At 65.8% G+C, this 25,881-nt stretch carries 26 protein-coding genes; 23 read left to right on the top strand and 3 right to left on the bottom strand.

Annotated features, from left to right (window positions below; genetic code table 11):
* Positions 1 to 20 precede the first annotated feature (20 nt).
* The 9 genes from ACVGV0_RS21295 (at position 21) to rfbA (ending at position 11,119) form a co-directional block, all read left to right on the top strand.
* Positions 21 to 875: an AfsR/SARP family transcriptional regulator gene (locus tag ACVGV0_RS21295; protein WP_459157463.1), complete on the top strand. Its 855-nt coding sequence runs from the start codon at positions 21 to 23 to the stop codon at positions 873 to 875.
* A 98-nt stretch (positions 876 to 973) separates the two neighbouring features.
* Positions 974 to 2,722 (top strand): acetyl-CoA carboxylase, carboxyltransferase subunit beta, encoded by a 1,749-nt coding sequence (gene accD / locus ACVGV0_RS21290; RefSeq protein ID WP_459157462.1) that lies wholly within the window; start codon positions 974 to 976, stop codon positions 2,720 to 2,722.
* Positions 2,722 to 3,351, top strand: coding sequence for an acetyl-CoA carboxylase biotin carboxyl carrier protein (locus ACVGV0_RS21285; protein WP_459157461.1), 630 nt, complete (start codon positions 2,722 to 2,724; stop codon positions 3,349 to 3,351). The genes accD and ACVGV0_RS21285 overlap by 1 nt, the downstream gene beginning before the upstream one ends.
* A gap of 3 nt (positions 3,352 to 3,354) precedes the next feature.
* Complete coding sequence (locus ACVGV0_RS21280) at positions 3,355 to 4,716, top strand: acetyl-CoA carboxylase biotin carboxylase subunit (RefSeq protein WP_459157460.1); 1,362 nt, start codon at positions 3,355 to 3,357, stop codon at positions 4,714 to 4,716.
* 238 nt (positions 4,717 to 4,954) lie between these two features.
* Positions 4,955 to 6,244, top strand: a complete 1,290-nt coding sequence (locus ACVGV0_RS21275; protein WP_459157459.1) for a class I SAM-dependent methyltransferase — start codon at positions 4,955 to 4,957, stop codon at positions 6,242 to 6,244.
* A 78-nt stretch (positions 6,245 to 6,322) separates the two neighbouring features.
* Complete coding sequence (locus ACVGV0_RS21270; RefSeq protein WP_459160087.1) at positions 6,323 to 7,606, top strand: NAD(P)/FAD-dependent oxidoreductase; 1,284 nt, start codon at positions 6,323 to 6,325, stop codon at positions 7,604 to 7,606.
* Between the two features lie 10 nt (positions 7,607 to 7,616).
* Positions 7,617 to 8,846, top strand: coding sequence for a nucleotide disphospho-sugar-binding domain-containing protein (locus ACVGV0_RS21265; RefSeq protein WP_459157458.1), 1,230 nt, complete (start codon positions 7,617 to 7,619; stop codon positions 8,844 to 8,846).
* Entirely contained in the window at positions 8,843 to 10,189 is a 1,347-nt protein-coding gene (locus ACVGV0_RS21260; protein WP_459157457.1) for a cation:proton antiporter, read from the top strand. Before ACVGV0_RS21265 ends, ACVGV0_RS21260 begins: the two co-directional genes overlap by 4 nt.
* Positions 10,190 to 10,234: 45 nt before the next feature.
* Positions 10,235 to 11,119, top strand: coding sequence for a glucose-1-phosphate thymidylyltransferase RfbA (rfbA, locus tag ACVGV0_RS21255; protein ID WP_459157456.1), 885 nt, complete (start codon positions 10,235 to 10,237; stop codon positions 11,117 to 11,119).
* 72 nt (positions 11,120 to 11,191) lie between these two features.
* Here rfbA and ACVGV0_RS21250 read toward each other — a convergent pair whose 3' ends face one another.
* On the bottom strand, positions 11,192 to 11,701 hold the full coding sequence (locus tag ACVGV0_RS21250; RefSeq protein WP_459157455.1) for a MarR family winged helix-turn-helix transcriptional regulator: 510 nt from the start codon (positions 11,699 to 11,701) through the stop codon (positions 11,192 to 11,194).
* Positions 11,702 to 11,853: 152 nt separating this feature from the next.
* Between ACVGV0_RS21250 and ACVGV0_RS21245 the strand changes: the two genes are divergently transcribed.
* The 7 genes from ACVGV0_RS21245 to ACVGV0_RS21215 all read left to right on the top strand — a co-directional run bounded on the left by ACVGV0_RS21245 (position 11,854) and on the right by ACVGV0_RS21215 (position 17,154).
* Positions 11,854 to 12,402: an ester cyclase gene (locus tag ACVGV0_RS21245; RefSeq protein ID WP_459160086.1), complete on the top strand. Its 549-nt coding sequence runs from the start codon at positions 11,854 to 11,856 to the stop codon at positions 12,400 to 12,402.
* A gap of 129 nt (positions 12,403 to 12,531) precedes the next feature.
* Complete coding sequence (locus ACVGV0_RS21240; protein ID WP_459157454.1) at positions 12,532 to 13,359, top strand: NAD(P)H-binding protein; 828 nt, start codon at positions 12,532 to 12,534, stop codon at positions 13,357 to 13,359.
* 122 nt (positions 13,360 to 13,481) lie between these two features.
* Positions 13,482 to 13,805, top strand: a complete 324-nt coding sequence (locus ACVGV0_RS21235; protein ID WP_459157453.1) for a TcmI family type II polyketide cyclase — start codon at positions 13,482 to 13,484, stop codon at positions 13,803 to 13,805.
* 6 nt (positions 13,806 to 13,811) lie between these two features.
* On the top strand, positions 13,812 to 14,267 hold the full coding sequence (locus ACVGV0_RS21230) for an anthrone oxygenase family protein (protein WP_459157452.1): 456 nt from the start codon (positions 13,812 to 13,814) through the stop codon (positions 14,265 to 14,267).
* On the top strand, positions 14,264 to 15,280 hold the full coding sequence (locus ACVGV0_RS21225) for an NAD-dependent epimerase/dehydratase family protein (protein WP_459157451.1): 1,017 nt from the start codon (positions 14,264 to 14,266) through the stop codon (positions 15,278 to 15,280). The genes ACVGV0_RS21230 and ACVGV0_RS21225 overlap by 4 nt, the downstream gene beginning before the upstream one ends.
* Positions 15,281 to 15,376: 96 nt before the next feature.
* The gene (locus ACVGV0_RS21220; RefSeq protein WP_459157450.1) at positions 15,377 to 16,486 is read left to right on the top strand and encodes a DegT/DnrJ/EryC1/StrS family aminotransferase; all 1,110 of its coding nucleotides are present in this window, start codon (positions 15,377 to 15,379) and stop codon (positions 16,484 to 16,486) included.
* 26 nt (positions 16,487 to 16,512) lie between these two features.
* Entirely contained in the window at positions 16,513 to 17,154 is a 642-nt protein-coding gene (locus ACVGV0_RS21215; protein ID WP_459157449.1) for a dTDP-4-dehydrorhamnose 3,5-epimerase family protein, read from the top strand.
* Positions 17,155 to 17,272: 118 nt separating this feature from the next.
* Here the strand turns inward: ACVGV0_RS21215 and ACVGV0_RS21210 are convergent, their stop codons facing one another.
* The gene (locus ACVGV0_RS21210; protein WP_459157448.1) at positions 17,273 to 17,572 is read right to left on the bottom strand and encodes a hypothetical protein; all 300 of its coding nucleotides are present in this window, start codon (positions 17,570 to 17,572) and stop codon (positions 17,273 to 17,275) included.
* A 317-nt stretch (positions 17,573 to 17,889) separates the two neighbouring features.
* Here ACVGV0_RS21210 and ACVGV0_RS21205 point away from each other — a divergent pair, with 317 nt between their 5' ends.
* From ACVGV0_RS21205 to rfbB, 7 genes are all read left to right on the top strand, one after another.
* Positions 17,890 to 19,248 carry an NDP-hexose 2,3-dehydratase family protein gene (locus ACVGV0_RS21205; RefSeq protein WP_459157447.1) on the top strand — a complete coding sequence of 453 codons (1,359 nt, stop codon included), beginning with the start codon at positions 17,890 to 17,892 and terminating at the stop codon, positions 19,246 to 19,248.
* Positions 19,245 to 20,510, top strand: a complete 1,266-nt coding sequence (locus tag ACVGV0_RS21200; protein ID WP_459157446.1) for a beta-ketoacyl-[acyl-carrier-protein] synthase family protein — start codon at positions 19,245 to 19,247, stop codon at positions 20,508 to 20,510. The genes ACVGV0_RS21205 and ACVGV0_RS21200 overlap by 4 nt, the downstream gene beginning before the upstream one ends.
* Positions 20,507 to 21,835, top strand: coding sequence for a ketosynthase chain-length factor (locus tag ACVGV0_RS21195; protein WP_459157445.1), 1,329 nt, complete (start codon positions 20,507 to 20,509; stop codon positions 21,833 to 21,835). The genes ACVGV0_RS21200 and ACVGV0_RS21195 overlap by 4 nt, the downstream gene beginning before the upstream one ends.
* A 66-nt stretch (positions 21,836 to 21,901) precedes the next feature.
* A complete protein-coding gene (locus ACVGV0_RS21190; protein ID WP_459157444.1) occupies positions 21,902 to 22,165 on the top strand; it encodes an acyl carrier protein in 264 nt (87 codons plus the stop codon).
* A 68-nt stretch (positions 22,166 to 22,233) separates the two neighbouring features.
* The gene (locus ACVGV0_RS21185; RefSeq protein WP_459157443.1) at positions 22,234 to 22,707 is read left to right on the top strand and encodes an SRPBCC family protein; all 474 of its coding nucleotides are present in this window, start codon (positions 22,234 to 22,236) and stop codon (positions 22,705 to 22,707) included.
* Positions 22,707 to 23,087 carry a cupin domain-containing protein gene (locus ACVGV0_RS21180; RefSeq protein WP_459157442.1) on the top strand — a complete coding sequence of 127 codons (381 nt, stop codon included), beginning with the start codon at positions 22,707 to 22,709 and terminating at the stop codon, positions 23,085 to 23,087. The genes ACVGV0_RS21185 and ACVGV0_RS21180 overlap by 1 nt, the downstream gene beginning before the upstream one ends.
* Positions 23,088 to 23,096: 9 nt before the next feature.
* On the top strand, positions 23,097 to 24,074 hold the full coding sequence (gene rfbB, locus ACVGV0_RS21175; RefSeq protein ID WP_459157441.1) for a dTDP-glucose 4,6-dehydratase: 978 nt from the start codon (positions 23,097 to 23,099) through the stop codon (positions 24,072 to 24,074).
* 432 nt (positions 24,075 to 24,506) lie between these two features.
* Here rfbB and ACVGV0_RS21170 read toward each other — a convergent pair whose 3' ends face one another.
* Positions 24,507 to 25,796, bottom strand: coding sequence for an IS256 family transposase (locus ACVGV0_RS21170; protein ID WP_459157440.1), 1,290 nt, complete (start codon positions 25,794 to 25,796; stop codon positions 24,507 to 24,509).
* Between the last annotated feature and the right edge of the window lie 85 nt (positions 25,797 to 25,881).

Below are 25,881 nucleotides of genomic sequence, written 5' to 3'. Positions count from 1 at the left end.
CAGAACTCTTCACAGGGGGAATGATGAAGTTCAAGATCCTTGGATCACTCGAGGTCGCCACCGAGACGAATACCTTCCGTCCCAGCAGTCCGAAGGTATGCCAGGTTCTCGCACTGCTTCTGGGAAACCCGAACCAGGTCGTCAGCACCGACAACATCATTGAGGAGCTGTGGGGTGAGAATCCTCCGCGGAGCGTCGCCACCACGGTGCAGACCTACATCTACCAGCTGCGACGGGCGCTGGGCCAAAAGTTCCCCGATGCCGACCTAGCGCGCTGCCTGGTGACCCAATCACCGGGTTACCGGCTCGACGTCTGCATCGACGACGTCGACGCCGCTGTGTTCGAACGGCTAGTAATCGAGGGAAGGAGGTTAACCACGACGGGCGAGATCGTGGAGGCGCGAGAGCGGTTCGAGCGGGCCCTCGCGTTATGGGCAGGCAACGCGCTGGCGAACGTTCCGCAAGAGCGCCGCCTGAGTAGCCTGGCCGTACGACTCGAGGAACGCCGCATCGAAGCGATACAGCTCAAGATCTCCGCCGAGATGCAGCTGGGCATGCACGCCGAACTGATCTCTGAACTGCGCACCTGCACCGAGTACTACCCACTGAACGAATGGTTCGTTGGGCAGCTGATGTGTGCGCTCTCCCGGTCTGGCCGGCGCGCGGAGGCGCTGGAGGCGTTCCAGTGGATGCGCCAGACGCTGGACAGCGAGCTTGGTATGGAGCCGTCTGCGGAACTCAGTCGACTGCAAGTGGCGGTCCTGCGTGGCGACGAGTCGTTCGGCGGAGGCCAAACGACGCCCGCGGGAGTAGATGACAGCCCAGCGTTCGCGGGCGACGCTCGATCCCCTGAGCGTTCGGGCGTCCTCCATTAGTGATATAGGGCGATTCGAGACCGGGCCCAGAGACTTCCCTCGAGCCGGACGCGGCCGTGTACGGCCGCCGTCACTGACCGCAGGCGAGGGAGAAGCCCATGACCGATTCCGCCATAGCACCACGAGATCCGGGCCGCTCCCGCTCGGCACCGGGGGAGGGCACCGGTACGAGCTGGTGGATGTGCCGAAAATGCCGGATACCGATCTACGAAAAGCGGATGGTGCGCCACCACGGCGTGTGCCCGGAGTGCGGTCACCACCGTCGGCTCGGTGCCCGAGACCGTCTCGACCAACTGCTCGACGAGGGGACCGCGGTCGCTATCGAGCCAGAGCTCGGTAACGACGACGTTCTGGACTTCGTCGACGCCCAGCCTTACCAAGACCGACTCGACCGCGCTCGACGGTCGACAGGCTTGCACGATGCGGCTTTGGCGGCCCAGGGCTTGTTGGCCGGTGCGCCGGCTGTGGTCCTCGCTATGGATTTCGACTTCCTTGGCGGCAGCCTGGGCAGCGCAGTCGGCGAGATGATCGCCGCAACCGCCGATGTGGCGATCGAGCAGCACTGCGGTCTGATCATGGTAGCGGCCTCGGGCGGGGCGCGCATGCAAGAGGGTGCGCTGTCGCTGATGCAGATGGCTAAGGTCAGCCAATCCCTACGGTTGCTGGCTGACGCCGGCCTGCCGGCGATTTCGGTCATCACGGACCCGACTTACGGCGGCGTAGCGGCCTCATTCGCGACGCTCGGTGACGTGATCGTGGCCGAGCCCGAGGCGCGAATGGGGTTCGCCGGTCCGCGAGTCATCGAGCGGACGATCGCAGAGCAGCTCCCCGAGGGGTTCCAAACCGCGGAGTTCCTACTCGCCCACGGTCAGATCGACATGATCGTGCCGCGCGGCGAGCTCAAAGCGACCCTCGGCCGGCTCCTAGATGGACTCGGCGCCGCCACACCGCAACGGTCACTCACACACCAGCGTCCCGCTGCCGGAGACGGTGCCAAGCTCGTCACCGATCACCAGGAACTGCCCGAGGCCGATTGCTGGGAGGCGGTGCGCAACGGGCGTGATCTGGACCGGCCCACTGCACTGGATCTGATCACAGCGATCTTCGAGCAGTTCGACGAATTGCACGGCGACCGCTTGTCTGGCGACTGCCCGGCCATGGTTGGAGGCCTGGCACGCTTCGGCAACCGTCCCGTGATGGTCATCGGCCAGCAGAAGGGACGCACGGCCGAGGAACTTCGGTCCCGGAACTTCGGTATGGCAGTACCGTCGGGATACCGCAAGGCAGCCAGGTTGATGCGTCTGGCGGAGAAGGCCCGCATCCCGGTGATCACTCTCGTCGACACCGGCGGCGCCTATCCCGGCGTAGAGGCGGAAAAGGCTGGCCAAGCGGCCGCCATCGCCGACAACCTCAGACTAATGTCGGGGTTGTGTACGCCCATTATCTCCGTGATTGTCTCCGAGGGCGGGAGCGGAGGCGCGCTGGGAATTGCGGTGGCCGATCGGGTATTGGCCCTGCAGAACGCCGTGTACTCGGTGATCTCGCCGGAGGGCTGCGCGGCGATCCTGTGGCGGGACGCCAACGCCGCGCCTCAAGCGGCCCGTGCACTGGGCGTCGGTGCACAGCATCTGCTGCGCCACGGCGTGGTCGACGGAGTGGTGCTCGAACCCACCGACGGCGCCTCGCACGACCACACGAACATGGCGCAGCGGCTCGCCACAGTTCTCGACACGGAGCTGTCCCGGTTGTGTGAACGCCCGACCTCCCACCTGCTGGCCGACCGCTACGACCGCTTCCGCCAGTTCGGCCGCCCTATCCGCAACACCCTCTCCACAGGAGATGCCTGATGACGACTGACGATCAGCCCCATACTGGAGCAACACTGTCTTCCGCGCCGTCGGTGGAGGCGAACTCTGCCGCCCACAGCACCGGGCGGGACGGATCCGACGAAGCGCTCCCCCACGGTGCAACTGGGGGCTCGACGAGCGAAGTGCAAGCGATGCTCGACGCAACCCGCACAAGCGTGGTGGAACTGCTGGAGCGCTCCCGTGTCCACCCGGCGGCAGTGCGGGTCGCCGTGGGTGAGATCAGTGTCGAGATGGAGTGGACGCGTGGAGACGCATCAATATCCAGCGGGGCCGCTCCCACCCCGCTCACCACGGGATCGACGGATCCCGCGCCGACGCCCGACGCTCACACCACCGGGGCATCACTAGGGACAACGGCAGTGCCACTGGTGGCGCCGGCCGTCGGAGTGTTCTACCGCGCGCCCGAGCCGGGTGCGGCACCGTTCGTCGAGGCAGGCGACACGGTGGTGCTCGGGCAGAAGGTGGCGCTGATCGAGGTGATGAAACTGCTCATCCCGGTCGAAGCAGATCGGCACGGCACGATCGCCGAGATCGTCTGCGAGAACGCGACCGCGGTCGAGTACGGCCAGACCGTGCTGACCGTCGTCCCATTGGCGGGAGGCGAGTGAGCGATGTTTTCCACCGTCCTCGTCGCCAACCGGGGCGAGATCGCCCTACGGGTCGTGCGTGCGTGCAAGGAGTTGGGCATCCGGGTCGCGGTGGCCCACTCCACCGCTGATCGAGAAACTGCGGCGGTACGTAACGCCGACGCAGCGGTGTGCATCGGCCCAGGTCCCACGAAGCTGAGCTACCTCAACATACCGGCCATGATCGAGGCTGCCCGCGTGGTCGGCGCCGACGCGATCCATCCCGGTTACGGGTTCCTGTCGGAGAACCCGGACTTCTCCGAGGTGTGCGCTGCAGAAAACATCACCTTCGTCGGGCCTTCAGCGCCGATCATGGCCACCCTCGGAGACAAGGCGGCGTGCCGGTCGCTGATGGCGGAGGCGGGACTGCCCCTGCTGCCGGGCTCACTCGAACCGGTGGCCTCGCCGCAGGAAGCGCAGGCGGTGGCTGCCGAGGCGGGATGGCCGGTTGTGCTCAAAGCCGTCGCCGGCGGCGGTGGGCGGGGTATCCGCGTGGTCGAACGGCCGGCCGACCTCATCGCGGCCTACGAACAGACCCGCCAGACCGCCCTTTCGCTGTTCGGGGATTCCCGCGTCTACATCGAGCGATACCTGAGCGCGCCCCGCCACGTCGAGGTCCAGATCCTAGCCGACCACCACGGGACCGTGGTGGCCCTGGGCGAGAGGGACTGCTCTGTGCAGCGTCGTCACCAGAAGCTGGTGGAGGAGGCACCAGCACCAGGACTATGTCAGGAACTAACCGAGGAGCTGGTCCAGCACGCGGTCCGGGGCGCCAAGGCCGCTGGTTACGTCGGCGCCGGCACATTCGAGTTCCTTGTTGACGATCAGCAGCGCGGTCACTTCATGGAGGTCAACTGCCGCATACAGGTGGAACACCCGGTAACCGAGATGGTCACGGGAATCGACATCATCGCCGAGCAGTTGTCGGTGGCATCCGGGAATCCACTCTCCGATTCGGCACTGACGGCGCGGCCAAATGGGTGCGCGATTGAGTGCCGCATCAATGCGGAAGATCCGGCACGTGACTTCACGCCCGCACCAGGAAGGCTGGAGTCGGTCGCGATGCCCGCCGGTCCGTTCGTCCGCGTCGACACTCATGTTGACGCTGGTGCGCAGATCCCGCCCTTCTACGACTCGATGCTGGCGAAAGTGCTGGCTTGGGGGCCAAACAGGAGGACGGCGATCTCCCGCATGCGCCGCGCCTTGACCGAAGTCGACGTGGAGGGACGCGGTGTGGAGACCACCACCCAGTTCCTGAACACGGTCATGGCTCATCCCGAATTCGCCGAGGCCCGTCACGACATCGGGACGGCTGACCGCGTCATGCAGTCGTGGGAATCTGACTAAATTACCAGCGACTACGAACAAGCCCATGTGACATTCGGGACCGTTTTGCGAAAAAACCGGATGCTGGACCGGCAATCACTGCTCGCGATGATGCAGACTTGATTCCACCCGCAGCGCAGGGAATAGCCGGCGGTGCGCTGCACGAGCCGGGTCTGCTCGCCGTTCCGCCCGGCCTCGATCGGGCCTTGAGCGCATCGCCGCAGCGTGAACCCCGACATCCCGACTACGAGGAGCCCCTGTGACCGCAACTGAACCGCATCGCACCCCGCAGCCGAAGACTGTGGACTATCGGACCATCGCCGGCTGCCGGGCATGCGGAAACCGCGAGCTGCTCTCGATCCTCGACCTCGGAGTGCAGGCTCTGACCGGGGTATTCCCCAGCCACGCCGGGGAGGCCGACTTGGTCGCACCGCTGGAGCTGGTCAAGTGCTCCCCGGCGGGTTGCGGCCTAGTGCAGCTGCGCCACGACGCCGACCTTGCATTGATGTATGGCCAGCAGTACGGCTACCGGTCCGGCATCCGTCCGTTCATGGTGGAACACCTGGCATCGAAGGTCGCGACGATCAACGAGCTCGTCGAGCTCGGTCCCGACGACGTCGTGCTCGACATCGGCAGTAACGACGGAACCCTGCTGCAGGCATACGACCGCCCCGGACCGCATCTAGTTGGCTGCGATCCGTCGGCGGCGAAGTTCTCTGACTGCTACCCGGAGGGGTCCGACCTGATCGTCGACTTCTTCTCAGCCGAGGCTTACCGCTCCACGGTAGGCGACCGCAGGGCCACGGCTATCACCTCGATGGCGATGTTCTACGACCTGCCCGACCCGATCGCGTTCATGCGTGAGGTCCACGACGTCCTTGCCGACGACGGTATCTGGATGATCGAGCACAGCTACCTGCCGGCGATGCTGGAGACCAACTGCTACGACAACATCTGCCACGAGCACCTCGAGTTCTACGCCCTAGCACAGCTGGAGTACATGGCGGCGCGAGCCGGACTGAAGGTCATCTCGGCCGAGGTCACCGATGTCTACGGAGGCAGCCTCTGTTCGGTACTCGCCCGCGAGTCCAGTTCCCGCTCCGTCGACACCACGAGACTGGACCGGCTGCGGGCGGCAGAGGAAGCGGCCGCGCTGTCGACCATGGCGCCGTTCGAGCAGTTTGCCGCCCACATCCGGCGCCACCGTGACCAGTTGCGGGAGTTCCTTGACACTTCGCGGTCGGCAGGGTTGTCGACCCTCGGCTACGGCGCCTCAACCAAGGGCAACGTCGTCTTGCAGTACTGCGGCATCACGCGCGAGGACTTGTCGTGCATCGGCGAAGTCAACGCGGAGAAGGGCGGCTGCCTGACTCCTGGCACACGGATTCCGATCGTGTCGGAAGAGGAGGCCAAGGCGCAACGTCCCGATCAGCTCCTGGTGCTGCCGTGGGTCTACCGCGACGGCTTCATCGAGCGCGAGCAGGACTTCCTCGCCGCGGGCGGCAGGCTCGTGTTCCCGCTACCCGAACTCGAGATCGTCAAAGGCTGAAACCACCCCGCCTGCGGGGGCGGAACAAGCACCGACCTGACACCGGGCACGACCATAGACAGCGAAGGATTGGGCAAGATGTACTCAAATCGCCAGCTCCACGATGACTACGACGCCATCGTGATCGGCGGCGGCCCCGGCGGAAGCGCGTACGCGATGACCCTGGCGCGTCGCGGCCACTCGGTGCTGCTGCTCGAGAAGGCGCAGTTTCCCCGTTTCCACATCGGCGAGTCCATGCTGACCGGCACTGCCGACACTCTGGAGCACCTCGGCGTTCTCGACGAGATGCAAAAGCGGGACTACGTCGTCAAGCGGGGCGTCGAACTCACCGGGGAGACCGGCTGGGTTCGCCGGATCGGCTTCGACACGATCGGCGACGGCCACCGGGAGTGGACCAACCAAGTCGAGCGTGCCGATCTCGACAAGCTCCTGCTCGACACCGCCGCTGAGAGCGGTGTCGAAGTGCTGGAGGACGCACAGGTGACCGAACCGATTGTTAACGACGGACGCGTGAGCGGGGTCCGCTACCGCCGCGACGGCGAACTGTTCGAGGCGTCGGCATCGTTCGTCATCGACGCTAGCGGGCGTGCTGGGGTCCTGGCGAAAAAGTTCGGCCTGCGCAAGAGCGAAAACATGGTGCGGATGGCCGCGCTATTCAAGCACTTCACCGGCCTCGACGAGCAGTTCAATCCGGCAGAGGAAGGAGACATCCAGTTGTGCAATCACGCCGACGGCTGGGTGTGGGCCATTCCGATCCGCAAGGACACCATCAGTATCGGTGCGGTGACCCCACGGTCGCTGCTGCGGAAGGGCACGAATCCCGAGCAGCTCTACAACGACCAAGTCAACCGGATCCCCCGAGTGGTCGAGCGGCTCCAAGGTACGCAGCCCAGCCGAGAGCTGGCGGTCGAGACCGACTACTGCTACTACGCCGACCAGCTCACTGGAGCCGGTTACTTCATCATCGGCGACGCGGCGTGCTTCACCGACCCCATCTTCTCCGGAGGAGTTTTTCTCGCCCTGATCGGAGGGATTCGGGCGGCTGAGCAAACCTCGAAGATCCTGATGGGCAAGGTCGAGGAATCTGAGGGACAGCGGTACTACGAGAACTACTACAAGACCGGATTCGAGACCTACCACCGGCTGGTCCGGGCTTTCTACGACACCAACTATCTGATCAGCGACTACCTCGGACCGCTCTACGAGCAGGGAATGGAACAGAAGTGGGTGACTCGCACGCTCAATGGTGACTTCTGGAACCCCGACAACTTCATGGCCCAGCACATGCGCGCCCAGACCCAGTGGGACCTGTTCGAGTACTTCGAGCCCACTTACCGGCCGCTGTTTTTGGCCGACGACTGAAGGGATGGCAATGCGTGTACTCATGAGCGCGGTACTACAGCCGTCGCACTTCTACCCGCTGGTACCGCTGGCGTGGGCACTGCGCGGTGCCGGCCATGATGTCCGAATCGCTCACCAGCCCTGCCTCAGCCAGGCGGTGCGGGAGAGCGGGCTGAATTCGGTGGTCGTGGGGTCCGACATGCAGATCGACCCAGACAAGCGTGCCCGCGCGGCGGAGGAGCGGCGAAGACAGGCAACGTCGACCCGGCCTACAGCCGAGGAGCAGATGCGCCACACCCGCACCACACTGGGAATCTTCGCCGACGCCGCGGAGCGGATGGTCGAAGACACCCTAACGTTCGCACGGTCCTGGCAGCCCGATCTCATCGTCTACGATTGGGTAAGCTACTCGGCGCACCTGGTGGCGAGCCTGCTGGACATCCCGGCGGTGCGCCACCAGTTCCCCGGTCCCGACTACGCGGTCGGGATCCCAGGCTGGCGCGATACCGAACGGGAGCTGTTGGCCGGGCTCTACGGCCACTATGGGCTGTCCAACGTCGAACCCGACGGTCTGTTCACTATCGACCCGTGCCCACCGAGCCTGCAGTTCGCGCTCCCTGCAGGAAACCGGCACCAGCCCACCCGCTACGTGCCCTACAACGGGGCCGGACAGGTCGAGCCCTGGATGGCCCGCCAGGATCCCGACCGCCCGCGGATCCTGCTGACTCTGGGCGGCACCTACCTGTGGATGATGGGTGATCTCGACCCGCTCAGGGCGTTCACCGAAACGCTCGACGGACTCGACGTCGAGCTCGTGATCGCAGTCCCGGAACGCGGAACGGCGATCCTGGGGTCGAGTGGACCGTCGCTGCGGGTGGTGGAAAACGTGCCGCTCGAACTGATCCTGCCGACCTGTGAGGCCGTGATCAGCCACGGTGGTACCGGTACCTTCGCCACCGCGTTGGCTCACGGGGTCCCGCAGATCATCAGCCCTCCGTCGTCGATGGGCGAGCCTCCGTTTCACTCGGCCGAGTGCATCACCCGCGTCGGAGCCGGCCTCCAAGTGGACGTGCACGCTGACGACCCGCGGTCGCTCCGTGAAGCGGTCCGCTCGGTGATCGAGGACTCGCAGTACCGTGCCAGGGCCGAGCGGCTCGCCGCCGAGGTCCGGGAGCTGCCGCGGCCATCCGATCTGGTCGCCGACCTGGAGCGGTCAGCCGCCCACTCGACGGAGCCCGTCACCATAGGACCCCGACAGTGAGCACGGCGCTGGCCGCAGGGCCGGCCCCCCAACCGTCGATTCCCGGGATCTTCGGTGCCCTGCTGGCCGTTCTGGTCGCGACCCTGCTTTGCGGGTCGTTCGCCCAGCGTCTCGGCCAGCCCCGGGTCGCCGGCGAGATGCTGGCAGGCATTCTGCTCGGTCCGTCGCTGTTCGGGTGGCTCGCCCCCGGGGCCTTCGAGTGGCTGTTCCCGGCCGAGGTACAGACCGCGATCTATCTGCTAAGTCAGCTGGGCCTCGTACTGTTCATGTTCCTGGTCGGAGCCGGACTTCGCAGCGAGACCAATGGCCGGTCCACCGTCCAAGGGGCAGTGGCCGTCGGGATCGCGGGCGTGGTTATCCCATTCGCGCTCAGCTTCACCATCGCGTGGGTCGTAGCGGAAGCGATCGCGCCACCCCAGACCCCCCGCCTGCAACTCGCACTGCTGCTGGGTGCAGCGTTGTCGGTCACGGCTTTCCCAGTGCTGGCACGCATGGTCGTGGAACGGGGCATGGAGCGCAGCTCGCTGGGGGCGACCGCGATGCTGGCAGCGTCGGTCGACGACGCTGCCGCCTGGATACTGCTGGCCGTGACCGCCGCTGCGGCCGGCCGAAACAGCGGGGCCGAGATCGGCGTCAGTCTCATCGGCGGAGCCCTGTTCGTCCTCGTCATGCTGGGGGGCGTCCGGCGGGCCTTGGCCCCGCTGGCGCGCTACGCCGAGCGCCGCGGAGAGGTGACGATTGGGGTTCTCGCCGTCCTACTGATCGTCGTGCTCGCCGCGGCCTCGATCACCGACCTGCTCGGTCTGCACGTCGCCTTCGGCGCGTTCGTCGCCGGCATCGCGCTGCCCGAATCAGGACTGGTACGTGAACGGGTCCAAACCGGGCTCAGCGACATCAACGTCGGGTTGCTACTGCCGTTGTTCTTCGTACACACCGGCTTGCAGACCCGGATGCAGGAACTCACCGATCCCACGGTCCTGGTTCCGGTGGTGCTCGTCCTGCTCACCGCGTTCGCCGGGAAGTACCTCGGGTGCACGCTCACCCTGCGTGCTCAGGGACATCCCTGGCGGCGGGCGTCGGCGATCGGAGGATTGATGGACGCCCGCGGGCTGATGGTTCTGATCTTCGCCCAGATCGCGGCGGACCTCGGGTTGGTCTCGCAGGACCTGTTCACCATCCTCGTGCTGCTCGCGCTGATCACCAGTGCGGTCGCGATGCCGATCTACCGCCTGTCCCTACCAGCACGATTCGAGGTGGAGCGCGCTCGGGGGCCCGCACCGCCCGGCGCATCCGTGACATCGCTGGAACACCCGGTGACGGACCGTCCGGCCACTGTTTGCTGACCGGCCAGAGCGCCCGTTGCATCGACACTACGGAAGGCGACAGTGATGAAAGGAATCGTCCTCGCAGGCGGGAGCGGGTCACGCCTGTTCCCGATCACACTCGCGGTATCCAAGCAAATGCTGCCCGTCGGCGATAAGCCGATGGTGTACTACCCGATCTCGGTACTGATGCTCGCGGGCGTGCGCGACATCCTCCTGATCTCCTCTCCCACAGACCTGCCGCAGTTCCGCCTGTTGCTCGGTGACGGGAGCGATCTGGGGCTACGTATCAACTACGCGGTGCAAGACAACCCCAACGGGCTCGCCGAAGCCCTGACCATCGGCGCCGATCACATCGGTGACGACAACGTGGCCCTGGTCCTCGGGGACAACATTTTCCACGGTCACCGCTTCAGCGAAACCCTGATCGACGCGGGCGACCAGGTCAACGCCGGTGCGGGGTGTGTGGTCTTCGGATACCCGGTGACTGACCCCGAACGGTACGCGGTGGGCGAGGCCGGACCGAATGGAGAACTGGTGTCGCTGGAGGAGAAGCCCCAACGACCGCGGTCGAACCGGGCCATCACCGGGCTGTACTTCTTCGACAACGACGTCGTCAACGTGGCCAAGAACGTTGAGCCCTCGGCGCGGGGCGAGCTGGAGATCACTGACGTCAACCGCTGGTATCTCGAACACGGCCGGGCCCGGTTAATGGACTTGGGCCGCGGGTTCGCCTGGCTGGATACCGGCACGTCGGACTCATTGCTGCAGGCCAGCCACTACGTCAAGGCGATCGAAGAACGCCAGGGCATCCGGATCGCATGCCTCGAAGAAGTGGCGCTTCGAATGGAGTTCATCGACCACGAACAGTGTCTGGAGCTCGGTCGCCGGATCAGCTCATCTCCCTACGGCCGCTACGTGATGGACATCGCACGCGAACACGCGACGTGAACCACCGTCCCCCCGTGCGAGGTGCACGGGGGCCCAGACAGAGCGATAGCGGCCCTGGCCGAGTTTCGTCACCTACTCCTGCCGTGAGCGATTGCGGTTCTCCTGCAGCTCGGAGGTCGCGGTACGCAGGGTGCTCGTGGCGTGCGAGAAGAAATCGAAGATGGTAGCGCGCTGCTCGGGCGGGTAGCTCTGGATCAGCTCGTCCATCCGCTGCGACATCGGCCCGAACACATCCGCCTGGCTGCCGATCGCCTCGTTGGCACCGCTGTCGATGACCGTCAGCCGCACCTTTCGTCGATCGGCGGGGTCGGGTTCGCGCCGGACGAGGTCCATGCGCTCGAGGCGGTCGAGCAATTTGGTGATCGCCCCGTTGGTCAGGGCAGTGCGCCGTGCCAGCTCGCCCGGGCTGGCCGCAGCGTCAAGGTCCAGCAGGTTGAGCACGTAGAGGTCGGTCGCGTACAGACCGGCGGCCTCCGCCGTCACCTGCCCGTTCAGGACGACGGCGGTGACGAACTCGCGTAAGGCCCGCGCCTCGTGCTCGTGCAACGAGCCGTGGTTGGCCTGTGTGGCGTGGTTTGACATCACCGGCTCCTCACTTAGTATCTTACCGGAAGAAGCGTCGTCCAAGAAGAAAGATGGCTCTAGAAGTGAATGTACCATCAGGAGCCGAGTCCTCGGTCCCGTCACCCCGGCCCGGACAGGAGGCTCAAGTCTCCGTCGAGGCCGCGCACAGGATGTGCCAACAACAATTCGAAGGCATGCGGGTCGGCGATCTCGCGCTGTTCGAGGCCCACGTCCACCCGGAAGCGACCAATCGCGAGGCCAAAGACGAGCCGCTTGACTGTCGTACTGAGGGGCCGCCCGCCTTCCTCGCGACCGGGAACATGCTGCGCGGTGCCTTCGCCGACCTGTCCTGGACCGTGCATGACGTGGCCGTCGACGGTGATCTCGTCGTCGCACACACCACAATGAGCGGCCGCCAGGCGACGACGTTCCATCACTACGGTCCGGACGGCAAAGTCGAGTCGGCCTTCCCGTCGCGGGGACGTCACTTCTCGGTCACACAGACTCACTGGTGGCGTATGCGCGACGGCCTCATGATTGAGCACTGGGCCAACCGCGACGACATGGGGATGGCGCTCCAGCTCGGGTGGGTCCCGCCTACCCCGTGGTACGCCCTTCAGATACTGCTGGCACTCCGACGGGCGCGTCGCTCCGAGGCACGCCGCGGCGGTCCCGTGCCTGAAGGACTCGAGACACCCTCCCGCGCACCGCGGTCATGAGGTTCGCGACCACGGGTGCAGCAAGGCAAAACCCTGACCCCGACTTGCCAGTGTCGACGGCGGTCACAACGACACCGCACTCGTAACGGTGAGCCAACGCTCCCAAGACCCCACGAAAGGAACCTGATCATGACCACACTGGTGACCGGAGCGACCGGAACCGTCGGCGGGGCGCTGACCCGAGCTCTGCTCGCAGCAGGGGTGACGGTACGTGCGATGAGCCGCGATGCAGGCTCGGCCACGAGCCGGCTGCCCGTGGAGGTCGAGGTCCGCCAAGGCAGCTTCGACAACCCGGACTCACTGGATCACGCCCTCGACGGCGTGGACCAGATGTACCTATTCGCCGACGCCAGCACTGTCGATACCGTCATCGAGGCCGCACAGCGATCCCGACTGCGTCGCATCGTAGTCCTGACCTCGGCCAAAGACGAGCGAAACGGCAGCAACATCGTCGCCGAGGCGGTGAAGAACTCAGGGCTGGAGTGGACGGTCATCGAGCCCGGACCGTTCGCGATGAACGCTCGCGATTGGTGGGCGGAGTCGATCCGCCACGCCGGCCATGTGCAGTGGGTATACCCGGAGGCCGCGCTCAACCCCATCCACGAGGCCGACGTCGCAGACGCCGCGACCGCCGCGTTGACCACCGACGATCACATCGGTCGCGAGTACTACCTGACCGGACCGGAAAGCCTGACCCAGGCCGAGCAAGTCCGCTCTATCGGCAAGCAGCTCGGACAGGAGATCGCCTTCCACGAGGTCGCGCCGGAGGACGGTCACCGGGTCCTCACCACCAACGGTGTTCCCGACCACATCGCCAGCTGGGTGATCTGGATCCTCGGTATCGCCGCTGAACACGGCGGCCAGGATGTCAGTCGCACAGTCACCCAGGTCACCGGGCAGCCGGCACGGACGTTCGACCAGTGGGTCGATGACCACATCGACGAGTTCCGCGCCTGATCTGAGGGCGACACGAATGTTCCTTCAGCAACGGTCCAGCCGATGTCGAGGGCCCCGCCGCAGGCTCGGAGCATGCGCCCCGCGCTGACGGTGGGGCCCTCGATTCGATTTCAGGAGGATGCATGACTAGCAGGATGCTCATGGTGAGTCGGATGGACCCTGCCAGCGCCGACACGGTCGCGCAGTTGTTCGCCGAGCACGACCGCACGCCCCTGCCCGTCGAGCTGGGCTTGCAAAGTCGGACCTTGCTGCACTACCAAGGCCTGACGATGCATCTCATCCAGGCCCGGGAGGACTTCTTCCACGACCTCCGTAGGCTGCACGACGACACATCGTTCCAGCAGCTCAACCAAGCCCTGGCCCCGCACATGAGCCCGATCGTGGAGGACTGGCGGGGACCTCAGGACTCACGGGCCTGGGAGTTCTACCACCGCAGCTGGGGCTGAACCGCCATGCTCGATCTGATCGTGCCGGTCTCGGCACTGTCGAGCGCGATGGCCGCCGGAGCGCTACTCGTCGCACTGCTCGTGATCCTTCCGCTGCTGCTGCGCGAACCGATTACCCGCTACCCGGCGACCAATGCCTTCGTGTTGTCCCGCATGGACAAGCTCATGCCGGTGTGCACCGGAATCGCGGTGCTGAGCGGAACCACGCTGGCCGTGCTGCTCGACGAAAGCGCTGTGCGTGTCTTCTACGGCGCCGGTGCGGCGCTGCTTGCCGGGGTGTTCGCGGTCTCCGTGTTCGCACACGGGCGCCTCAACATCTCGATCGCCGCCATCGATCCAGACGCTCCGCCCCCAGACTGGGCACGGCTGCGGCAGCGCTGGAAGCGCTGGCACCTGTGCCGGGTTGGACTCGGACAGGCCGGGGCCCTCGCCTACGCGATCGCGCTGGGAGTGAGCGTGTGAGCACCATCGTCACAGTTCTAGGGGCGTCCGGCTTTATCGGCAGCGCGGTCACCGCGGCGCTGGCCGAATGTGGCTACCTGGTACGTGCGGTCTCCCGCGGTCACCGCGGACGACTCTCACCACATCACGATCTTGTGGAGCCAGTCGTCGCCGACGTCACCGACCGAGGCCGGATGGCCGAGATCCTGGATGGAACCGACGCGGTGATCAACCTCGTGCTCCAGGACGGCGGATGGCGAACCTCCGATACCGATCCAGATGCGAGCGAGGCGCTCAACGTTACAGCAGTCCGTCATCTGGTGAGCATCCTATCTGCGGGCACAGGCCGATCCGCTGTGGACAGACTCCCGGTGGTAGTGCACGCTGGCGCGGTCTCCCAGGTCGGATTGCCGTCCGCGACACCGATCGACGGGTCCGAACCAGACCGGCCTGTTACCGCCTATGACCGCCACAAACTGGCGGCGGAGCAGGTGCTGCTCGACGCCGCGGCCGCCGGCCGGATTCGGGCGACGGTGCTCCGCCTGCCGACCGTCTACGGGACAGGCCGGGGCGCCGATGCCACCGACAACGGTGTGATCACTGCGATGATTCGGCGGGCGCTGAACGGTCAGCCACTGACGATGTGGAATGACGGCTCAGTGCGCCGCGACGCGATCCATGTCGACGACGTCGCCGCCGCTTTCGTGACCGCCCTGGCGCAGATCGACCGACTCAGCGGGCGACACTGGCTCATCGGTTCGGGGCGCACCCGCACGTTGGGCGAGATCTTCGCACTCATAGCCGACACTGTCGGCGCCGTAACCGACAGTCCCGCTGTGCCGGTTCGCGCGGTCGATGCCCCGTCGACGGCACTGGTCACCGACTTCCACAGCCTCGACATCGATATCCGCCCCTTCGCCGCACGCACTGGTTGGGCCCCGGGCGTGCGGCTGCAGAACGGGATCACCCGGATCGTGGACCAGCTGTGGCCCCTGCATCCGCCGGGCCAGCAGCACACCCCGGCCGGCCACTGATCGCGGCGTCACCAGTGGCCCCGGCCCGGCACCCCTGTTCGACGACAGACCAGACCGACCACCAGCGGCGCCGGTAGGCGCCGACAGGAGGCACCCATGACCACCCGCGTGTGGGCCTATCTCGACGAGTATCACCAGGAGCGTGAGGATATCCTCGCCGCCGTCGACCGCGTGTTTAGCTCGGGACAGCTCGTGCTGGGCTCCAGCGTCGCCGGGTTTGAGAGCGAATTCGCCGACTTCCACGGTCTCTCGCACTGCGTTGGGGTCGATAACGGCACGAACGCGATCAAGCTAGGACTAGAGGCGCTGGGGGTCGGCCCGGGGGACGAGGTCATCACCGTGGCGAACACGGCCGCACCGACCGTCGTCGCCATCCATTCAACCGGGGCGACCCCAGTGTTCGTCGATGTCCGAGACGAGGACTTCCTCATCGACCCCGGCCTGATCGAGAACGCCATCACCCCCCGAACCCGCGCGATCGTGCCGGTACACCTCTACGGGCAGTGCGCAGACATGACCCACATCGGACGCATCGCAGCCGAGCACGGGTGTGTCGTGCTTGAAGACTGCGCCCAGGCCCACGGCGCGCGCCAAATGGGCCAGCTCGCCGGCACGTTCGGCGACGCTGCAGCGTTCTCTTTCTACCCGACCAAAGTGCTCGGGGCCTACGGTGACGGCGGCGCGACGATCACCGCGTCGCCCACGATCGACACCGCGCTGCGCCGTCTGCGATTCTACGGCATGGAAGACCGCTACTACACCGTCCGAACGCCGGCGCACAACAGCCGCCTCGACGAGGTCCAGGCAGAGATCCTCCGCGGGAAGCTGACACGCCTGGACGGTTACCTAGATGCCAGGCGGGTGGCCGCCGCCCGCTACGAACGAGCCCTTGCTGACACCACCCTGCGGCTGCCCCGCACGGTGCCCGGCAACGAGCATGTCTACTACGTCTACGTCGTACGCCACCCGGACCGAGACGCGATCCTGGCCGGTCTACGTGAACACGACATCAACCTCAACATCAGCTACCCGTGGCCCGTGCACACCATGTCAGGGTTCGCCCACCTTGGCTACTCCGAGGGATCACTGCCGGTGACCGAGAAAGTCGCGGGTGAGATCTTCTCGCTGCCGATGTACGCCAGCCTGCAACCTTCCGAACAGGACCGAGTGATCGACGCCTTGCGCCAGGTCCTGGACGAACTCTGACGTGTCCCTAGGTAGGAGGTTCGATCATGACCACCATGACCAGTCGGCCGCTCCGCGTCGAAGGAGCGGTCGAGTTCACCCCACTCGTGTTCTCCGACCACCGTGGTCATTTCGTCTCCCCGTTCCAGGGATCCATCTTCGAGCAGGCTACCGGGTTCCCAGGGCTGTTCCCGATCGCCCAGGCGAGCACGAACGTCTCCCATCGCGGTGTGCTCCGGGGACTGCACTTCACCGCAGCGCCACCCGGAATGGCCAAGTATGCCTTCTGCACGCACGGTGCGGCGCTCGACATCGTGGTTGATCTCCGTGTGGGATCGCCCACGTTCGGTTTGTGGGATTCCGTCCGACTCAACGCCCGCGACGCCCGGGCGATGTACTTCCCTGTTGGGGTAGGCCATGCCTTCGTTGCGCTTGAAGACGTTACGGTGATGACCTACATCCTGTCGACGGAGTACATCGCGAACAACGAGCGGGCGGTCTCGCCCTACGACTCCGACCTCGCGCTGCCGATTCCGGAAGACCTGCCAATCATCCTGTCAGAACGCGACCAGGTCGCCGCCGGATTTGCCGAGGCCCAGGAGGCTGGTCTCTTGCCCGACTACGAGCTGTGCCGGGCACTGGACGAGGAGCTACAGCGGGCGTTTACAGTACCCAGCTGGTCAGGCTGATCTGCGGCACCGCTCCTGAAACACGGTGCACGTCGCGAGCACGGTGGACCGGTGCTCGCGACGCGTTCTACGGCTCATCGGACCGGCGAGGATTGTTCGGAGACCGGCCGTGACGCATTCAGGTTCGCGGTTTGAGCTGCTCCAGGCCGCGAACGGCATCACCGAACAGCAGGTGCAGGACAGCCTCGCTGCTGATCGTTTGCACTGCCGGATATCCGCAGAGGCCTACCTCGGTCGGCCGTCCCGCGGAGATGAGGGTGTAGACCTCGTGTATCGGGTAGGTGTGGATGGCCTTGTCCTGGTTGGCGAAGTCGTCGGCGGCCGTGTCCGCCAGGAGATCGCCGACGACGCCCTCGTTGCGCACGCGCTTGAGCTCAACAGTCCGTGTTTCACCGGTGACGGAGTTGGCGTCATCCAATCGAACACGGCCGTCCTTTCCCGTGGTCAGCGCGGATGCGACGTGTCACTGGCCCGCTACTGGATCGCCACGGGCCGACAGATCTGTCGCTTCCCGAGCGTCTCATCCCGAGTAGGCCCACGTAGAAGCGTTCGGTCATGGAAACGAGTACAGCGCAGCGCAATCGCGTCGGAGCGTCGTCGAGTGCGACATCGAGCGCCGTTCCAGAAGCCGTCGAGCCGTGCTGCGCAGAGTCGGTGGCACGTGAACGGAGACCGCGCCCCGAACCCGCGCCCCGAACCGGAGCCACCGATCACAGATACTGAGTTGGGGATGCCATGCAAAGCCGCTTGCAGCCGAGCTCACGCCACGAACCGGCGTCGTCGAGCCGTGCCGAGCCGATTGTTGCGTCGGCGCTGGAATGGCTGACCGAGCGTGACGCCGATCAGCAGATGTCGGTGACGCGCGTACCCCTGGATGAACTCGACCGGTGGGTCACCGACCGGGCGACAGGCACGATCCATCACTCTACTGGCCGCTTCTTCTCGGTGGAGGGTCTCGACGTGGCGGTCGACGACCGCGAAGTCCACCGCTGGAGTCAGCCGATCATCCGACAGCCGGAGACCGGGATACTTGGGATTCTTGCGACAGTCCGGGACGGACGCACGCACCTGCTGATGCAGGCGAAGGTCGAGCCCGGGAATCCAGCGGGCCACGAGCTGTCTCCGACTGTGCAGGCAACCCGAAGCAACTACACCCGCGTGCACCAGGGCCGGGCCACGCCGTACCTCGAGTACTTCCTCGACCCCGCACTCGGCTCGGTGCTGGCCGACGTCCGTCAGTCCGAGCAGGGAGCTTGGTTCCTGGGCAAGCGCAACCGCAACGTCGTCGTGCAGGTGGGCGACGCTCCGGAGGCCATTGAGGGCTTCCGATGGTTCACACTGGACGAGATCGATCGGCTGCTCGCGATCGATCACACGGTCAACATGGACGCGCGAACCGTTCTAGCGTGCCTACCGCGGTCCGATGACGAGGCTTCCGGCAGGCGATCGCTGCTGAGCACCCGTGACGTGCTGAGCGCGATCACCCGGCGGCGATCCCAGATCGAAGTTACTGCCGTCCCGACGGCGGTCGAAGGCCTTCCAGGATGGCACCGGGCCCCGGACGCGATCAGCCACGAGACCGGTGCGTTCTTCCAAATCGTCGGCGTCGACGTGGCCTCTGAGGGCCGAGAGGTGGCCAACTGGTCGCAGCCGATGCTTCGAGCCTGCGGGACGGGACTGGCGGTTCTGTTCGTAGCGTGGATCGAGGGGACGCTGCACGCGTTGCTGCAGATGCGCCACGAGCCCGGGTTCATCGACACGATCGAGCTGGGACCCACAGTGCAGTGCATCCCGGACACCTACCGACACTTCCCGGTCGACGCCCGCCCGGCTCTGCTGGACACGGCGCTGGCCACCGGACCAGCCGTGTGGTTCGACGCTCTCCTCTCAGAGGAAGGCGGGCGATTCCTGGACACGTCTACCCGCTACCGGGTCATCGAGCTTTCCGAGCCGATCGATCCACCCGGGTTCCTATGGCTGTCGATCCCGCAGGTGGAGGCGCTGGTGCAGCACAGCCACTACCTCAACGTCCAGGCACGCAGCCTCGTGGCATGCGTGCGTAGTGCGCGATCCCCGATGGAGGTCCCAGCATGACCCGGCGCGTGATCGTCAGCGGTATTGGAGTTTTAGCCCCAGGGCTACCCGGTCGCGATGGGTTCTGGAACACGATCTCCGCTGGCCGCACGGCGACGCGGCGGATAACAACATTCGATCCGTCGCCATTCCGGTCCCAGATTGCCGCAGAATGCAATTTCGATCCGCTCGCGCACGGCTTCACCGCCGAAGAGGCCAGCCGGCTAGATCGTGCGACCCAATTCGCCGTCGCCGCTACGAACGAGGCACTAGACGACAGCGGAGCCTCTCCGGTCGCTGCCCCCCACCGGTGGGGCGCGGCCCTGGGCAGCGCAGTTGGAGCGACGATCGGCCTGGACCGCGAGTACGCCACGGTCAGCGGACACGGTGCGCAGTGGACCGTCGACCACCACCGCGCAGTGGATCACCTCTACGACTACTTCGTACCCAGCTCAATCTGCGCCGAGGTAGCGCGCCGCGCCGGGATCGGCGGTCCGGTCACCATGGTGTCCACCGGATGCACATCCGGCATCGACGCGGTCGGACACGCGGCCGAGCTGATCAGTGACGGCGCCACCGACGTGATGATCACCGGCGCAACCGACGCGCCGATCTCACCGATCACCGTGGCATGCTTCGACGCGATCAAGGCAACGACGGTGCGCAACGATGAGGCGGCGACTGCCTCGCGCCCGTTCGATCGAACCCGCGATGGCTTCGTTCTTGGTGAAGGCGCGGCATGCTTCGTACTGGAAGAACTCGATCACGCACGCCGCCGCGGGGCTCCTATCTACGGTGAGGTTCGCGGATACGCGACACGCTGCAACGCCTACCACATGACCGGATTGCGTCCAGACGGACGTGAGTTGGCGGAGGCGAGTACGACAGCTTTGGAATCGGCCGGTGTCGATCCAGCTGGCGTGGGTTACGTCAATGCCCACGGCTCGGGAACCCAGCAGAACGACCGGCACGAGACCGCAGCCGTGAAGAAAGCGCTCGGCCCGCACGCACACCGAGTGCCGATGAGCTCGATCAAATCGATGGTCGGACACTCGCTGGGCGCGATCGGTTCCATCGAGATTGCGGCCTGCCTGCTTGGTTTAACCGAGGGGCTCATCCCACCGACCGCAAACCTGCACGAACCCGATCCCGACCTTGACCTCGACTACGTGCCGGTGGCGGCCAGAAATTCGGACTTCGACACCGCGCTCACCGTGGGCAGCGGATTCGGGGGGTTCCAGAGCGCGATGGTGCTCAGTACCACGGAGGTGGCGACCCGATGACCACGACCGAATCGGCGCTCGACAGTCGCCGCCAACCCGGCGACCTCGGCTCCGCAGACCGATCAGGCGCGACGGGATGCCGTCGGACCCTGGTCACAGGGATCGGCGTGATCGCTCCGACCGGTGTGGGCTCCGAGGCACACTGGAAGAGCCTGATGGAGGCCCGCAGCGCCGTAGGACCGCTGACGCGATTCGAAGTCGGAGATTACCCGGTGCGGCTCGCCGGCGAGGTCCGCGGGTTCGATGCCGACGAGCACGTACCTCCGCGGCTGCATCCTCAAACCGACCACATGACCCGGATGTCGCTGGCAGCCGCGCAATGGTCGCTGGCCGACGCCGGAATCGACCCCCAGGGCATGGCCGAGTACGAGATGAGTGTCTGTACCGCCAGCTCAGCCGGCGGTTTCGAGTTTGGGCAGCGGGAGCTGCAAAAGCTCTGGGGCAGCGGCCCCCACCACGTCAGCGCGTACCAGTCTTTCGCTTGGTTTTACGCCGTAAACTCCGGACAGATCTCGATCCGCCACGGCATGCGTGGCCCCTCGGGCGTTCTCGTCGCTGACCAGGCCGGCAGCCTGGACTCGCTGGCCATGGCGAGACGGCGGTTGTACCTGCACGGCAGCCGGATCGCCGTTGCCGGGGCGGTGGACTCCACGCTATGCCCGTGGGGGTGGACCGCACACCTGGCCCGGGGCGGGATGTCAAACACCGCGGACCCAGCCGCCGCCTACCTGCCCTTCGATCAGGGCGCGAACGGCCACGTGGTCGGCGAGGGTGGTGCGATCTTGGTGCTCGAGCATCCCGAAAACCGTCACGGTGACGCCGAACCGTACTGCATGATCGCCGGTCACGCCGCCACGTTCGACGCCGTACCCGATGGAAACGGGCTCCGCAGGGCTGCCCTGCTCGCGCTGGAGGACGCTGACGTGGCAGCGGACGAGGTAGACGTGGTGTTCGCCGACGCCGCTGGAGACCGCGCTCGCGACGCAGTAGAGGCCCACACTCTCAGAGAGCTGTTCGGCGCCCGAGGAGTGGCGGTCACGGCACCGAAGACCATGACCGGCCGGCTGATGTCCGGCGGCGCAGCACTGGACGTCGCCACAGCCGCGCTCGCCCTTCGGCACGAGATCATCCCCCCGACCGTCTTTGTCCACCGTCCCGATCCAGGCCACAGTCTCGACCTGGTCCGCGACCAACCCCGACGGTGCAAGTTGTCGGTGGCTCTGGTCCTCGCCCGTGGTGAGGACGGCTTCTGCTCGGCAGTCGTGCTCACGGCTCCCAGCCCGCGCCCGTCGCCCTACCCGGAGCCAGCGCCACCCGTGGCCTGATCCGTACATGTTGTCCGACGGCCACGGCTCGTACGCCAGGCCATCAACGAATCGGAGGAGCATCCCATGAGCAACGCCCACTCCCTGACCAGCCCTGATCTGATCGAGCTGCTCACCGCTGCAGCCGGCCCGCCCGAGACCTCAACCACGGATTTCCTGGACACCGACTTCGAGTCCCTCGGCTACGACTCGCTGGCCCGGCTCGAGACGGGAGCACTCATGCAGGCCCGCTACGGCGTTCGTTTATCCGACGCGGCGGTCACCGCCGCTCAGACACCGCGGGAGCTGTTGACACTGGTCAACGACACGCTCACCGCACAGACGACCTGACCCGCCGACAGACCCCCTACCCCATGACCACGGGCGGCGCAGCCGGCCCCGACCCAAGGAGCATTCGTATGACCGGGCACGTCGACAACTCCATCCTGATCGCCGCGCCAATGGACCTTGTTTGGGACATGACCAACGACGTCGAGTCCTGGCCGAACCTGTTCACCGAGTACGCCGACACAGAGATCCTCTCCCGCGACGGGGACACGATCCGATTCCGACTCACCCTCAAGCCCGATCCCGACGGACGTATCTGGAGCTGGGTGTCGGACCGCACCCCGGACGCACGGACACGCACCGTGCGCGCCCACCGCGTGGAGACTGGACCGTTCACCTACATGAACCTGTACTGGAGCTACCATCAGGAGGGCGACGCGGTACGGATGCGGTGGCAGCAAGACTTCGCCGTAAAGCCAGATGCGCCGTTCACCGAGGAGCAAGTGACCGAACGAATCGATCGCAACAGCCCCATCCAGATGGCCGCGATCCGCGACAACATCGAGCGCGCCCACCGCGGCGCGTCGACCCAGGGAGCCGACTGATGTCTCGTCGTCCGTTCACTGTCGTCGCCGTTGACGAGATCACACCACTCCCCGACCGCGGTGGGAGCCTGCGCATCGTGCTCAGCCCTCGCAACGGCGGTACAGGGGACGGGCTCATGGTCGTGGCCGAGATCGAACCGGGCGAGCGGATCCGGGAGCACTACCACCCGTACTCGGAGGAGATGGTCCTGGTTGAGGCGGGTCGCATGGAAGTGACCGTCGACGAGGAGAAACATGTCGTCGAGGCAGGGCACGCCTTCGCTATCCCACGTGGCGCTCGCCACCGGATGACCAATATTGGGGAGCAGCGCCTGCGTGCGGTACTCGCGCTGGGCCCGCTGGCTCCCGAGCCCGAGCTCGGGCACGTGGACACCGAGTAGGTGGGCGACATGCTGATCCTCGTCACAGGCGGGGCCGGCTTCATCGGCTCGCATCTGGTCCGAAGCATTCTCACCGATGTCCATCCCGGCCTGGCAGGGGCACGGGTTCGTGTTCTGGACCTGATGACCTACACAGGCCGGGAGGAGAATCTCGCCCCCGTGGCTGGGTCGGAGCGGTTCGAGCTGCACCGCGGCGATATCCGGGACCCTGTCACGGTGGCCGAGGCGATGCACGGGGTCGATCTGGTCGTGCACTGTGCCGCCGAGTCGCACGTCGACCGTTCCATCACCGACGCCACCGATTTCGTTTCCACCAACGTCACCGGCACCCAAACGCTGCTTGCTGCCGCCGTCGAGCAGCGCGTGGCGAAGTTCGTGCACGTGTCGACCGACGAGGTGTATGGCTCTGTGCCCAACGGCTCCAGCGTGGAGGACGACCCGCTGCAGCCCAACTCGCCCTACGCCGCTTCCAAGGCGGCGAGTGACCTGCTGGTCCGGGCTTGCCACCGGACGTTCGGCCTGGACGTGTCGATCACCCGCTGTTCGAACAACTACGGCCCGCACCAGTATCCGGAGAAGTTGATTCCGTTGTTCGTGACGCGCCTGCTTCGGGGAGAGACGGTTCCGCTCTACGGCGACGGCAACAACACCCGCGACTGGCTGCACGTCGTAGACCACTGCCGAGCACTGGTCGCAGTCGCACTGCGCGGACGTGCGGGGCGGATCTATAATATCGGAGGTGGTACCGAGCTCACCAACCGCGAGCTCACCGCGATGCTGCTGAGCGCCACAGGCCGTGACTGGGATGCCGTGCAGCTAGTCACTGACCGTCCTGGTCACGATCTACGCTACTCGGTCGACTGGACAAGGGCCCACAAGGAACTGGGTTTCCATCCCGTAGTCGCGTTTGACGAGGGCATTGCGGCTACGGTCGACTGGTACCGGCATCGTGAGGTCACCCGGCCGCCTACTGAAGTCGCATTGTGATGGGAAGAGATTGCGCAGGTCAGGTGATCGGGAGGAATGAATGGGTCCTCGAGTGCTCGGCCACCGAGCCGACCGAGGACATCATTCCTCGTGCAGGCGGCGTTTCGCCGAATTCCAATGCAGAGACCGCAGCGCCACTGTTTGACCCTGACTCTGCCCGCATCCCGGCGACAGCCTCCCTTAATAGGCACCACCCTCTGCGACATCACCGAATCCGGGTCGCTGCTCCGAGGAGGTTAGCAGTGGAATCCTCATCTTTCCCAACCGGTGGACACGTTGAGCCCGTGCTCGTCGAGCTCACTGATGCCGCCGACGTATGGCGCAATACTGAGCCTGCCGAGACCGACGAGCCGCACATCATCCGTGGTTACGACTGATTCTTGACCGCGCCACGGGGCTGTCAGGAGAACGGTGTAACCGCGGTGCGGGTGGTTACTGTTCCGTGGTGGGGATGATACGGCCTTCGAAGGCGATGGCGAACGCGTTCGGTGCCGGTTTCCAGCGGATCATCCACTTGCGACGGCCACTGCCAGTGGGGTCCAGCGACCGGATCGCCAAGTACAGGCACTTGAGAGCGGCCTGCTCGGTCGGAAAGTGGCCACGGGCTTTGACCGACCGACGTAGCCGGGCGTTGAGCGACTCGATGGCGTTGGTGCTATACAGCACCCGCCGGATCTCCGGGCTGTAGTCCAAAAACGGTACGAACTCCGACCAGCTGTTCTCCCAAAGCCGGACAATCGCCGGATAGCGCTCGCCCCACTCATCGGCGAACTCGCCGAAGCGGTCCTTGGCAGCGGCTTCGGTCGCGGTCGTGTAGACCGGCCGAAGGTCCCTGGCCATCGCGTCGGAGTACTTGCAGCTGGCCAGCCGGAAGGTGTTGCGGATCAGATGGATCACGCAGGTCTGCACGGTCGCCAACGGCCACGTCTGCTCGATGGCCTGTGGCAAGCCTTTGAGCCCGTCGCAGACCACGAAGCACACATCCTCGACCCCGCGGTTTTTGATCTCGGTGAGCACTTGGAGCCAGAACTTCGCGCCTTCACCGCCTTGCCCGATCCAGAGCCCGAGGATGTCGCGTTCACCGTCGACGGTCACGCCCACGGCGGTGTAAACGGGCCGGTTGGTGACCTGACCGTCCCGAACCTTGACCACGAGGGCATCGATGAAGATGACCGGGTAGACGCGGTCCAATGGTCGGTCCTGCCAGGTACTCATCTCCTCGACGACACGATCGGTGATGGTCGAGATCGTGTCTTTGGAGACGTCGGCGCCGTAGACGTCGGCCAGGTGTGCTGAGATCTCTCCGGTGGTCAGGCCCTTGGCGGCCAGTGACAGCACCATCTCATCGACGCCGTGGAGCCGGCGTTGCCGTTTGCGCACGGTCTTCGGTGCGAACGAGCCCTCGCGGTCACGCGGTACCGCGAGCTCGACCGGGCCGACCTCGGTCGTGACCGTTTTCGCCCGGGTGCCGTTGCGGGAGTTCTCGCCGTTGCGGCCGGCCGGTTCGTGCTTGTCATAGCCGAGATGTTCGCTCATCTCGACCTCGAGACCCGTCTCGAGGACCTGCTTGGTCAGTTGCTGCAGCAGGCCGCCTGGCCCGGCCAGTTCCACGCCCTCATCGGCAGCTCGCTGGGCCAGCTGGCGCACCAACTCCGGATCCACCCGCGGTTGCGACTCCGCCGACTGCTGCGGCTCCTGCGGTGGGTGTTCGGTTGTACTCATCAACGGGCCCTTCCTGGCCCGGCCCGACCGGGCCGAGCCTTGCAGGCACCGTAGTTACACCGTTAGATCGACACTCCCCTGCGGA

It is taken from the genome of Salinifilum ghardaiensis (assembly GCF_054491345.1).
The sequence above is the reverse complement of the archived record's forward strand: the minus strand, read 5'-3'. Positions and strand labels throughout refer to the sequence as shown.